The following is a 12,217-nucleotide window of genomic DNA, read 5'->3' on the forward strand; positions in this document are numbered from 1 at the left end:
CCGTGCGCACCGGATCGAAGCGTGGCACCGCACGGGCCGGGGGAGCGGAGCGGGGTAGCGCGAGGGTGGGGGTGGGGGTGGGGGACGGATGGGACATGGCACATCACCGCCTGCCGTGAGGGACCGGGTGCTTCTGGCTCCCTCACCATGCCCGCCTCCGCTCGGTCCCGCTGGGGCCTGTGGATGGCCACCGGGCTGTGGACAACTCGGTCACCCGGGCGAGCGACACCCGCCCCGCCGCAAGTCCTGCCCGCAGGCATCCCGCTGCGAGTCCTGCCCGCAGGCAGCCCGCCGCACGTACCGATCTGCGGCAGCGCGCAGCCACTCCGTACCGGCCCGCCGCCACCGCTCGCGGTCGCACGTACCGCGAGCCCCCGCAGCCGCCTGGTGACCGGCTCGCGGCAACCGCGCGCACCCGCTCGTGGCAACCGCGCGCCGTCGCCCGTGGAACGCGCGCACCCGCTGTGGTAACCCCGCGCGGTCGTCCCGTACCGCGCCGCCACCGTCGTCCCGTACCGGGCCGCCACGGTCGCCTCGTACCGGCGGACCTCACCGCAACGTCGTGGGCCCGCCGTCCGCCGCGTACCGCCGCTATGGAAGCTCTATCCCCAGGTCCCAGCCGTCGTGGGCGTGGGTGCACAGGCAGTCCCGGGCGGAGTTCTCCGGCAGCCTGCCCACCGCGTCGAAGAGCACCTCGCGCAGGCGGCCCACGTTCTCCCCGAAGACCCTCAGCACCTCGGTGTGGGTGACGCCCTCACCGGTCTCCACCCCCGCGTCCAGATCGGTGACCAGCGTCAACGACGTGTAGCAGAGGCCCAGTTCACGAGCGAGCACCGCCTCCGGGTGACCGGTCATGCCGACCACCGACCAGCCCTGCGCCGCATGCCAGCGCGATTCGGCCCGGGTGGAGAAGCGCGGCCCCTCGACCACGCACATGGTTCCGCCGTCCACCGGCTCCCAGCCACGTCCGCGTGCCGCGTCCACGGCCGCCTTGCGCCCCACCGGGCAGTACGGGTCGGCGAATGTGGTGTGCACCACGTTCGGCACGCGCCCGTCCGGCAGCGCCTCACCGTCGAAGTACGTCTGCGTACGTCCCTTCGTACGGTCCACCAGCTGGTCCGGGACGAGCAGGGTCCCCGGCCCGTACTCCGGCCGCAGCCCGCCCACCGCGCAGGGGCCGAAGACCTGCCGCACCCCGAGCGAGCGCAGGGCCCAGAGGTTGGCGCGGTAATTGATGCGGTGGGGCGGCAGATGGTGCTTGCGGCCGTGCCGCGGGAGGAAGGCGACCCGCCGTCCGTCGATGTCGCCGAGGACGAGCGAGTCACTCGGCGCCCCATAGGGAGTCTCCACGGTGATCTCGGTCACATCATCGAGGAACGTGTAGAACCCCGAGCCCCCGATGACCCCTATGTCTGCTTGCCTGCTGGTCTCGACCATGCGATCACCCTAGCCAGCCGCGTCCGGACGAACGACACCCCGCCGCCTCCCGGTGGAGGCGACGGGGTGCCGGTGAAGCCGAAGAGCGGGTGCCCTGATCGGGCGGGCCCAGTCGTGCCCGGATCAGTCGTGCCCGGATCAGTCGTGCCCGGATCAGCCGTTCCCGATCATTCGTGCCTGATCAGGCGTGCCCGGATCGGGCGTGCCCCGATCAGGCGCGCCCGGATCGGATCTACCCCGATCAGGCGGCCGAGCTCGACGTCGAGGACGACGCCGCCGAGGACGACGACGAAGACGTCGAGGAGGAGGACGAGGAAGACGAGGACGAGGAGTCCGAAGACGAGGAGGACGAGGAGTCCGACGAGCCGGAGCTGTCGCTCTTCGCCGCCGGCTTGCTCGAACCGCCGCTCGTGCTGCTGGAGGAGGAGCGGCTGTCGTTCCGGTAGAAGCCGGAGCCCTTGAACACGATGCCGACCGCCGAGAACACCTTCTTCAGGCGTCCCTTGCAGTGGGGGCACTCGGTGAGCGCGTCGTCGGTGAACTTCTGCACCGCCTCGAGGCCCTCGCCGCACTCGGTGCACTGGTACTGGTAGGTCGGCACGTTCTTCCTCCTGGCACTCTCACTCAATGAGTGCTAACGACGCTCCATAGTGCAGTATTCCCGCGCGTCAGTCCACTGGGGCGGGACATACGGTGATCGGTCAGCTCCCTCCCATGCCCAGCCAGCCCGCCAGCTTGCCGCCCTGGCCCACCGCCCGCAGCCGCCGCTCCGCCGCGTCGCGCACCGGATCCGTGGCCACCACCAGCAGTTCGTCACCGCGCCGCAGCACGGTCGAGGGCAGCGGTACGAAGCTGGTCCCGTCGCGGACCACCAGGGTGACCGCGGCCCCGGTGGGCAGCCGCAGCTCACCGACCTCGACGCCGTGCATCCTGGACCCCTGGGGGATCGACACCGACAGCAGGTGTCCGCGCAGCCGCTCCAGTGGCGCCGACTCGATGCCCAGGTCGGCCGGCTCGGGCTCCTCGAGCCGCAGCCGGGTGGCGAGCCAGGGCAGCGTCGGCCCCTGGACCAGGGTGTAGACGATCACCAGCACGAAGACGATGTTGAAGATCCGGCGGCTGCCGGGCACGTCGTTGACCATCGGAATGGTCGCCAGCACGATCGGCACCGCCCCGCGCAGCCCGGCCCAGGACAGCAGCGCCTTCTCCCGCCAGGGCATCCGGAACGGCGCCGTGCTGAGCAGCACCGACACCGGCCGGGCCACCACCGTCAGCATCAGCCCGACCACCAGGGCCGGCCAGATGTCATCGCCCAGCTCATGCGGGGTGACCAGCAGTCCGAGCAGGATGAACATTCCGATCTGGGCGATCCAGCCCAGCCCTTCGGCGAAGCCGCGCGTGGCCGGCCAGTGCGGCAGCCGTGCGTTGCCCAACAGCAGCGAGGCGAGGTAGACGGCGAGGAAGCCGGACCCGTGCGCCAGCGCGCCGCCCGCGTAGGCGGTCACTGCGATGGCGGTCACCGCGATCGGGTACAGGCCCGAGGCGGGCAGCGCCACGTGCCGCAGTCCGTAGGCCCCCAGCCAGCCGATCGCGAGGCCGACCGCCGCGCCGATCGCCAGCTCCAGGACGATCTCGCCGATCAGGATGTACCAGGACTCCACGGGGCCCCGGCTGGAGAAGGCGAGCACCAGGATCACCACGGGGGCGTCGTTGAAGCCCGACTCGGCCTCCAGGGTGCCCGTGAGCCGTTTGGGCAGCGGCACCTTGCGGAGCACCGAGAAGACCGCCGCCGCGTCCGTGGAGGACACCACCGCGCCGATGATCAGGGCCTGCTGCCAGTCCAGTCCCACCACGTAGTGCGCCGCGGCCGCGGTGAGCCCGACGCTCACCGCGACACCCACGGTGGACAGGGCCGCGGCCGTCGGCAGGGCGGGTTTGATCTCGCTCCACTTCGTGCCCAGACCGCCTTCGGCCAGGATGACGACGAGCGCGGCATAGCCGATGACCTGGGTGAGCTCGGCGTCGTTGAAGGTGACGCCGATCCCGTCCGTGCCGATGGCGACGCCCATTCCGAGATAGATCAGCAGCGTGGGCAGTCCACTGCGCGAAGAGACCCTTACGGCCGCCACCGCGATGAGCAGGACGAGCGAGCAGATCAGCAGCAATTCGTTGAGGTGGTGGACAGTCAGGGGCCGACCCTTTCTCACGGGAGTGGCGGGAACGCCGCGAAGGGTTCCCGCCGACCGGAACTTCATTGCCTTATCTAACATTTTACGGGATCTTGACGCGAGCCTTCCGTGAGAACTCTTCGCCGAGGTGTAGAAGCCCGGACCCGTGGCCGGTGCGCGGCGTCAGCCATGACTCCGCGTAGGGGCGGCGACAGCGCTGCGCCTATGGTTGCTCCAGCACTCCAGGTTCACCCTGCCCCTCGAAGGACAGCGATGCCCGCCAACACAACCGGCTCTTCTCCCAAAAAGAAGAAGAGCCGACGTCTCCGCCTGATCGTGATCGCAGTCGTGCTGCTGCTCGTCGGGGGCGTCGGCTACGGCGCGTACTGGAGCATCAGTACAGTTCGTGCCTCATTCCCGGAGACCACGGGATCGTTGCAGCTCAAGGGGCTGTCCAGCCCCGTGCAGGTCAAACGTGACGGCTATGGGATACCTCAGATCTACGCCGCCACCCCCGAGGATCTCTTCCGCGCCCAGGGGTTCGTCCAGGCCCAGGACCGGTTCTGGGAGATGGATGTGCGCCGTCATATGACGGCCGGCCGTCTCTCGGAGATGTTCGGTTCCAGCCAGGTGGAGACCGACGCGTTCCTGCGCACCCTGGGCTGGCACCGGGTTGCCCAGCAGGAGTACGACACCAAGCTGTCGGCCGCCACCAAGAAGTACCTGCGGGCCTACTCCGACGGCGTCAACGCCTACCTCAAGGACCACCAGGGCGAGGAGCTGTCCGTCGAGTACGCGGCCCTGGACTTCAAGAACGACGGCTACAAGCCCGAGAAGTGGACCCCGGTCGACTCGGTGGCCTGGCTCAAGGCGATGGCCTGGGACCTGCGCGGCAACATGCAGGACGAGGTGGACCGCGCCCTGGCCTCCAACAGGCTCAGCGCCAAGCAGATAGACGAGCTCTACCCGCCCTACCCGTACAGCCGCAACAAGCCGATCGTGCAGGGCGGCGCCGTCAACGAGCTCACCGACGAGTTCGACCCCAAGGCCACCCCGGCGGGCTCGACGGACGCCACGGGCGGTCCCGGCACGGTGGGCGGAGGGGCCACCGGCGCCACGCAGGGGCTGCAGACGCAGCTGTCCTCGCTCTCCAGGACCCTGGACAAGGTCCCGGCGCTGCTCGGCCCCAACGGCACCGGTATCGGTTCCAACTCGTGGGTGGTCTCCGGCAAGTACACGACCACCGGCAAGCCGCTGCTCGCCAACGACCCGCACCTGGCGCCCCAGCTGCCGTCCGTCTGGTACCAGATGGGGCTGCACTGCAAGCAGGTCACCAGCGCCTGCCCGTACGACACGGCGGGCTTCACCTTCGCCGGTATGCCGGGTGTGGTCATAGGCCACAACCAGAACATCAGCTGGGGCATGACCAACCTCGGCGCCGACGTCAGCGACCTGTACCTGGAGAAGGTCACCGCGGGCAGCTACCTCTACGACGGCAAGCAGATCCCGTTCACAACGCGCCAGGAGACCATCAAGGTCGCGGGCGGCAAGAACCGTACGATCACCGTCCGTACCACCAACAACGGCCCGATCGTCTCCGACCGCGACGACGAGCTGACCGACGTCGGCAAGAGCGCCCCGGTGGGCACCGGGGCCGACGATGTGGCCCCCGACCGCGGCGACGGCTACGCGGTGGCGCTCAAGTGGACCGCGCTCACCCCGTCCAACACCATGGACGCGGTCTTCGCGCTCGATGCGGCCAAGAACTTCAGCGACTTCCGTAAGGCCGCCCGCGACTTCGCGGTCCCCTCCCAGAACCTCATCTACGCCGACACCGAGGGCAACATCGGCTACCAGGCGCCCGGCAAGATCCCGGTGCGGGCCAAGGGCGACGGCCGCTACCCGGCGCCCGGCTGGGACTCGCGCTACAAGTGGAGTGAGTACATCCCGCAGTCGGCGCTGCCCTGGGAGTTCAACCCGGACCGGGGCTACATCGTCACCGCCAACCAGGCCGTCATAGACAAGAAGACCTACCCGTACCTGCTGACCGACGACTGGGGGTACGGCGCGCGGAGCCAGCGCATCACCGACCTCATCGAGTCGAAGATCAAGGACGGCGGGAAGATCTCCACGGACGACATGCAGTCCATGCAGATGGACAACAGCAGTGAGATCGCCAAGCTGCTGACGCCCTATCTGCTGAAGATCGACATCAAGGACGACTACGTACGCGAGGCGCAGAAGCTGCTGGAGAGCTGGGACTACACCCAGGACTCGGACTCGGCGGCCGCCGCGTACTTCAACGCCGTCTGGCGCAACACCCTCAAGCTGGCCTTCGGCGACAAGCTCCCCAAGGAGCTGCGGGTCGAGGGGGAGTGCCTGCGGGTGCGCCCGGCCGACGACTCCGGTCCGCTGGAGGACCTGAACGGCAACACCCGCCTGGTGCGCGAATGCGGTAAGCGCGACCCCGACATGGCCCAGCCCGACGGCGGCGACCGCTGGTACGAGGTTGTGCGCAACATCATCAAGGACCCGAAGAACAGCTGGTGGAAGACGGCGGGCACCCGCAACAAGCCCGGCGCCACCAACCGTGACGAGCTGCTCGCGCAGGCCATGCGGGACGCGCGCTCCGAACTCACCGCCAAGCTGGGCAAGGACATCGACAGCTGGAGCTGGGGCCGGCTGCACCAGCTGACGCTGAAGAACCAGACCCTGGGCACCGACGGCCCCGGCGTGGTGCAGTGGCTCCTCAACCGCGGCCCCTGGAACCTCTCCGGCGGCGAGGCGGCGGTCAACGCCACCGGGTGGAACGCGGCCGGCGGCTACGACGTCACCTGGGTGCCCTCGATGCGGATGGTCGTCAACCTCGACAACCTCGACAAGTCGCGCTGGATCAACCTCACCGGCGCCTCCGGCCACGCCTACAACGCGCACTACACGGACCAGACCGAGAAGTGGGCGAAGGACGAGCTGCTGCCCTGGTCGTTCAGCAAGAGCGCGGTGGACAAGTCGACGGACGACGAGCTGGCGCTCACCCCGTAGCGCTGTGGAGGGTTCCGTGGAGCACTTAGCACCCCGCGTGGCCCCCGAAGGGCCCGGCGGCCGTCTGAGGGGCGTTCGCGCCCCCGGCCGGCCCCCGGAGCCCGCCGGCTCCCGCGGCCCTGCTGAGAGCGCCTCCGGGCGGCTTCAGCGGGGTCGCGGCGTGAAGCGGTGGAGGGCCGAGGGGGTCACCGCCGCGTGCACCGGCCGGTCGTGGCCCTCCTCGGGCACCTCGTCCAGCAGCTCACCGTCGTACAGCAGCACCACCAGCGCCGGATCGGCCCCCGCCTTCGCCAGCCGGGCCAGCACCCGGTCGTACGAGCCGCCGCCGCGGCCCAGCCGCATCCCGCGCCGGTCCACCGCGAGACCGGGCAGCAGCACCACGTCCGCCCGGGTCACCGCCTCGGGGCCGAGCCGCGGCCCCTCGGGCTCCAGCAGACCGCGCCGCGCGGGCACCAGCCGCGCGGGCCCCTCGTCCTCGCCCCAGTCGAGATCGTCGTCCTCGAGCAGCACCGGAAGCAGCACCCGGACCCCGCGGGCGCGCAGGGCCTCCCGCAGGGCGTGCGTACCGGGCTCGCTCCCCATGGACACGTACGCCGCCACCGTGGCCGCCCTGGCCAGCTCGGGAAGCTCCAGGGCGCGACACGCCAGAGCGGCGCCCGCCTTCTCGATGTCATCCGCCGTCAACCTGGACCTCATCGTCAGGTGACGTCTGCGCAACGCGCGCTTACTAGCCTCGGTGTTGATCACTGGGTGCGCAATCTCCCTGTCTCATGCCACATTCACCGAAAACTCATCATTTGCCCCAAAGGCACCGGATAGGGTTCGGTACATGACTCAATCGCGTACTCGGATCACCAAGGCTGTCATCCCTGCCGCGGGGCTCGGAACCCGCTTTCTTCCGGCCACCAAGGCCACCCCCAAGGAGATGCTGCCGGTCGTCGACAAGCCGGCGATCCAGTACGTCGTCGAGGAAGCCGTCACCGCCGGGCTGTCCGACGTCCTCATGGTCACCGGCCGCAACAAGCGACCCCTGGAAGACCACTTCGACCGCAACTACGAGCTCGAAGAGGCTCTGACCCGCAAGGGCGACGAGACCCGCCTCGCCCGCGTCCAGGAGTCCAGCGACCTGGCGACCATGCACTACGTCCGCCAGGGAGACCCCAAGGGTCTCGGCCACGCCGTGCTCTGTGCCGCCCCGCACGTCGGTGACCAGCCCTTCGCGGTCCTCCTCGGCGACGACCTCATCGACTCCCGCGACCCGCTTCTGGCCCGCATGGTCGACGTCCAGGAGCGGCACGGCGGCAGCGTCATCGCCCTGATGGAGGTGGACCCGGCCCAGATCCACCTCTACGGCTGCGCGGCGGTGAAGCCGACCGTGGACGACGACGTCGTCCAGGTCACCGGCCTGGTCGAGAAGCCCGACGCCGCCGACGCGCCCAGCAACTACGCCGTCATCGGCCGCTATGTGCTCGACCCGGCCGTCTTCGGCGTACTGCGCAGGACCGAGCCGGGCCGCGGTGGCGAGATCCAGCTCACCGACGCCCTGCAGGCGCTAGCCTCCAGCCCGGACCTCGGCGGCCCGGTGCACGGCGTCGTCTTCAAGGGACGCCGCTACGACACAGGAGACCGTGGCGACTATCTGCGTGCCATTGTCAGACTCGCGTGCGAACGTGAAGACTTGGGCCCGGAGTTCCGGGAATGGCTTCGCAGGTACGTCACCGAGGAGATGTAGCACCTTGAGCAGCACCGCAGAACGGGCCGCCGATCACGGCCCGGACCAGGACCGGGTCTGGACGGTGGCCGAGCACCTCGACGACATCCTCGGGCACGTCCACCCGCTGGAGCCCATCGAGCTGCAGCTGCTCGACGCCCAGGGTTGCGTCCTGGTGGAGGACGTCACCGTCCCCGGCGCGCTTCCGCCCTTCGACAACAGCTCCATGGACGGCTATGCCGTCCGTACGGCTGACGTCGCGGCCGCGACCGGGGACCACCCCGCGGTGCTGACCGTCATCGGCGACATCGCGGCGGGCAGCGGTGACCTGCCCGCCGTGGGCCCCGGAGAGGCGGCCCGGATCATGACCGGCGCCCCGGTCCCGCCCGGCGGGCAGGCCATCGTTCCCGTCGAGTGGACCGACGGCGGCCTCGACAGCGGTCCGGTCACCCATATGCCCGCGCGGGGCACGGACCCCCACGGCGGAAGCGGCAGGGTGCGCGTCTTCCGCCCGGTGCGGGAGGGCCAGCACATCCGCACCCGGGGCAGCGACGCGGGCGCGGGCGAACTCGCGCTGCGCGCCGGCACGCTCCTGGGAGCGGCGCAGCTCGGGCTGCTGGCCGCGCTCGGCCGCGCCACGGTCAAGGTGCGGCCCCGGCCCCGGGTGGTCGTGCTCTCCACCGGCAGTGAGCTGGTCCAGCCGGGTGAGGAAGCGGGCCCCGGCCGGATCCACGACTCCAACAGCTTCCAGCTCACCGCCGCCGCCCGGGAGGCCGGCGCGATCGCCTACCGGGTGGGCGCGGTGGCCGACGACGCCGCGACGCTGCGCGCTGCCGTCGAGGACCAGCTGGTCCGCGCCGACATCGTCGTCACCAGCGGCGGGGTCAGCGTCGGCGCGTACGACGTGGTCAAGGAGGCGATGCACGAGGTCCACTTCCGCAAGCTGGCCATGCAGCCCGGCAAGCCCCAGGGCTTCGGCCGGGTCGGCCCGGAGAACACCCCGCTGCTCGCCCTGCCCGGCAACCCGGTGAGCTCGTACGTCTCCTTCGAGCTCTTCGTGCGCCCGGTCATCCGCACCATGCTGGGCAGCGGCGACGTCCACCGCACCATCGAGCGGGCGGTCTGCCCCGCGGGCGTCGCCTCCTCGCCCAAGGACCGGCGCCAGTTCCTGCGCGGCTGGTACGAGCCGGCCACGATCGACGGGCCGGCCACCGTCACCCCGGTGGGCGGTGCCGGATCGCACCTGATCAAGGCCATGGCCCATGCCAACGCGCTGATCGTCGTCCCCGAAGACGTCACCGAGGTCGCCCCCGGCGCCGAGGTGGACGTCGTCCTGCTGGCCTAGCCGCCATTCGCGGCGGGTACGGTGTCGTCCCACACAGGAGCCACCACCTGGCCCGGACCGGGAGAACGATGAGCAGCGCCCAGGACCATCTCACCCACCTCGACCCGTCGGGCGCCGCGCGCATGGTCGACGTCTCGGCCAAGGACGTCACCGCGCGCACCGCCCGGGCGAGCGGCCGAGTACTCGTCGCACCGCGCGTCGTGGAACTGCTGCGCGGCGAGGGCCTCCCCAAGGGGGACGCCCTCGCCACCGCCCGGATCGCGGGCATCATGGGGGCGAAACGGACCCCGGACCTGATCCCGCTGTGTCACCCGCTCGCGGTGTCGGGCGTCACGGTGGACCTCGAGGTCGCCGACGACGCCGTCGAGATCACCGCCACCGTGAAGACCACGGACCGCACGGGCGTGGAGATGGAGGCCCTCACCGCGGTCTCGGTCGCCGCGCTGACCGTGATCGACATGGTCAAGGCCGTCGACAAGGGAGCCGTCATCACCGACGTGCGGGTGGAGGAGAAGACGGGCGGCAAGTCCGGCGACTGGAGCCGGGCATGAGCGGCTCGGCGGCGCCGCGCCGCCGCGCCCTGGTCGTCACCGCCTCCAACCGTGCCGCCGCCGGGGTCTACGCCGACACCGGGGGCCCGCTGATCGCCGAGGGGCTGGCCGCCCTCGGCTTCGCCGTGGACGGCCCCCGAGTGGTGCCCGACGGCGATCCGGTGGAGGCCGCCCTGCGGGACGCCGTGGCGGCCTCGTACGACGTCGTGGTGACCACCGGCGGCACCGGGCTCACCCCCACCGACCGCACCCCGGAGGCCACCCGTCGCGTTCTGGACTACGAGATCCCCGGGATCGCCGAGGCCATCCGCGCCGAGGGGCTCGCCAAGGTGCCCACCGCGGCGCTCTCCCGGGGGCTCGCCGGGGTCGCCGGCACGACCCTGGTCGTCAATCTGCCCGGCTCCACCGGAGGGGTCCGTGACGGCCTTGAGGTGCTCGGCCGCCTCCTGGCCCACGCGGTGGACCAGATCCACGGCGGGGACCACCGCAGACCCGCCGACCAGGGCGGTGCCGCGCACCAGGCCGGTACCGCCGATCCCGCGGGGCCGGCGGCGGGGCCGGAAGCCGATCGCACCGGGTCGGCGGCGGGGCCGACAACCGATCCCGCCGACCCGGAAGCCGACTCCGCCGGGCCGGAAGCCGACTCCGCGGGATCGGCCGGGAGCGCGCGCTGAACGCCCCTTGGCCGGTCGTGCTGGCGGACGGCGATACGGTCCTCCGCCCCATAAAACTGCGCGACCAGCGCGCCTGGCGTGAGGTCAACCAGCGCAACCGGGAGTGGCTGCGGCCCTGGGAGGCGACCATCCCGCCGCCCCCGCCGGGCGGCCCCGTCACCCATCGGCCGACCTACCGGCAGATGGTCCGCCATCTGCGGGCCGAGGCGCACGCCGGGCGGATGCTGCCGTTCATCATCGAGTACCAGGGACGGCTGGCCGGGCAGTTGACGGTCGCCGGGATCACCTGGGGGTCGATGTGCTCGGGCCATATCGGCTACTGGATCGACCAGGCGGTGGCCGGGCGCGGAGTGATGCCGACCTCGGTGGCGCTCGCCGTCGACCACTGCTTTCGCGTGATCGGACTGCACCGCATCGAGGTGTGCATCCGGCCCGAGAACCTGCCCAGCCGCCGGGTGGTGGAGAAACTCGGATTCCGCCAGGAAGGGCTGCGGCCGCGCTATCTCCACATCGACGGCGCATGGCGCGACCACCTGGTCTACGCGCTCACGGTGGAGGAACTGTCCGAGGGGCTGCTGGAGCGGTGGCACCGGACGCGACCAGGTGCGTCACAGAAATAAAATGCATGTTCGATTAGTGGGAGAACATTTCCAGCCTGGTCATCCCAACAATCACAAAAAACTTTCGAGATATCAGCCAGATCGTGCGACACACCGCGCCAATTGGCAGATGGCCTCATGCGGACCCCTCTACCGTGTGAGCGTGAGCAGCAGTGGCCTCATCTACGCAGTCATCGTCGGGGCCTGGGCCGCCTATTTGGTGCCGATGTGGCTTCGCAGGCAGGACGAGTTGAATGAGGCCCGTCCGACGGAACGCTTCAGCACCGCCATCCGGCTGCTGTCCGGACGGGCGGGCATGGAGCGCCGTTACGCCAAGAGCCGTGTGGACCTCGAGCGTCCCGGGAACCCGGCGGATGGTCTCGCCGAGCGCACCGCCGAGGACGCGGACGCCCCCGACGCCGGGGGCGCCTCCGTCGAGCCGGGGCGCTACGCGGCCGACCCGGAAGCGGTGACCGACGCGATCGACGTCCGGGCCTACGCCGAGCCCGTCACCCTGCGCGCCCCCGCCCCCCTGGGCGCCGACGCCCCCTCCGAGGCGGCGTCGGCGCCGGCGGCCGGGGGCGCGAGCGGTGCGCGCGGCGCCGGAGGTGTACGCGGCGGCGTTGGCACGGGCGGTACGGGCGGAGTACGCGGCGCGGGCGGTGGCGGCTGGAGCGCGCTGGACCGTGG

At 70.9% G+C, this 12,217-nt stretch carries 10 protein-coding genes and 1 pseudogene; 7 read left to right on the top strand and 4 right to left on the bottom strand.

Annotated features, from left to right (window positions below):
* Positions 1–591: 591 nt before the first annotated feature.
* From AXW62_RS36980 to AXW62_RS36990, 3 genes are all read right to left on the bottom strand, one after another.
* Positions 592–1,437 carry an S-methyl-5'-thioadenosine phosphorylase gene (locus AXW62_RS36980; RefSeq protein WP_060948256.1) on the bottom strand — a complete coding sequence of 282 codons (846 nt, stop codon included), beginning with the start codon at positions 1,435–1,437 and terminating at the stop codon, positions 592–594.
* Positions 1,438–1,678: 241 nt separating this feature from the next.
* Positions 1,679–2,038, bottom strand: a complete 360-nt coding sequence (locus AXW62_RS42030) for an FmdB family zinc ribbon protein (protein ID WP_079105459.1) — start codon at positions 2,036–2,038, stop codon at positions 1,679–1,681.
* 100 nt (positions 2,039–2,138) lie between these two features.
* The gene (locus AXW62_RS36990) at positions 2,139–3,644 is read right to left on the bottom strand and encodes a potassium/proton antiporter (RefSeq protein ID WP_252368872.1); all 1,506 of its coding nucleotides are present in this window, start codon (positions 3,642–3,644) and stop codon (positions 2,139–2,141) included.
* A gap of 234 nt (positions 3,645–3,878) precedes the next feature.
* On the opposite strand from AXW62_RS36990, the gene AXW62_RS36995 reads away from it, so the two are divergent.
* Positions 3,879–6,647, top strand: a complete 2,769-nt coding sequence (locus AXW62_RS36995) for a penicillin acylase family protein (protein WP_060948259.1) — start codon at positions 3,879–3,881, stop codon at positions 6,645–6,647.
* A 144-nt stretch (positions 6,648–6,791) separates the two neighbouring features.
* Here AXW62_RS36995 and AXW62_RS37000 read toward each other — a convergent pair whose 3' ends face one another.
* A complete protein-coding gene (locus AXW62_RS37000) occupies positions 6,792–7,391 on the bottom strand; it encodes a 5-formyltetrahydrofolate cyclo-ligase (protein ID WP_060948261.1) in 600 nt (199 codons plus the stop codon).
* Between the two features lie 85 nt (positions 7,392–7,476).
* On the opposite strand from AXW62_RS37000, the gene galU reads away from it, so the two are divergent.
* The 6 genes and pseudogenes from galU to AXW62_RS37030 all read left to right on the top strand — a co-directional run.
* Complete coding sequence (gene galU / locus AXW62_RS37005; protein ID WP_030821972.1) at positions 7,477–8,379, top strand: UTP--glucose-1-phosphate uridylyltransferase GalU; 903 nt, start codon at positions 7,477–7,479, stop codon at positions 8,377–8,379.
* A gap of 4 nt (positions 8,380–8,383) precedes the next feature.
* Positions 8,384–9,703, top strand: a complete 1,320-nt coding sequence (gene glp, locus AXW62_RS37010) for a molybdotransferase-like divisome protein Glp (RefSeq protein ID WP_060948260.1) — start codon at positions 8,384–8,386, stop codon at positions 9,701–9,703.
* A gap of 68 nt (positions 9,704–9,771) precedes the next feature.
* Positions 9,772–10,254: a cyclic pyranopterin monophosphate synthase MoaC gene (gene moaC, locus AXW62_RS37015; protein ID WP_030821977.1), complete on the top strand. Its 483-nt coding sequence runs from the start codon at positions 9,772–9,774 to the stop codon at positions 10,252–10,254.
* A pseudogene (locus tag AXW62_RS37020) lies at positions 10,251–10,748 on the top strand (MogA/MoaB family molybdenum cofactor biosynthesis protein); the annotation flags it as partial. The gene moaC and the pseudogene AXW62_RS37020, both read left to right, overlap by 4 nt.
* A gap of 176 nt (positions 10,749–10,924) precedes the next feature.
* Complete coding sequence (locus AXW62_RS37025; RefSeq protein ID WP_030821983.1) at positions 10,925–11,548, top strand: GNAT family N-acetyltransferase; 624 nt, start codon at positions 10,925–10,927, stop codon at positions 11,546–11,548.
* 142 nt (positions 11,549–11,690) lie between these two features.
* Positions 11,691–12,217, top strand: a 527-nt coding sequence (locus AXW62_RS37030; protein WP_500862634.1) for a SepX/GlpR family protein, incomplete at its 3' end; no start/stop codon positions are given.

Source organism: Streptomyces hygroscopicus subsp. hygroscopicus (genome assembly GCF_001553455.1).
In the GTDB taxonomy this organism is placed as follows: domain Bacteria; phylum Actinomycetota; class Actinomycetes; order Streptomycetales; family Streptomycetaceae; genus Streptomyces; species Streptomyces hygroscopicus.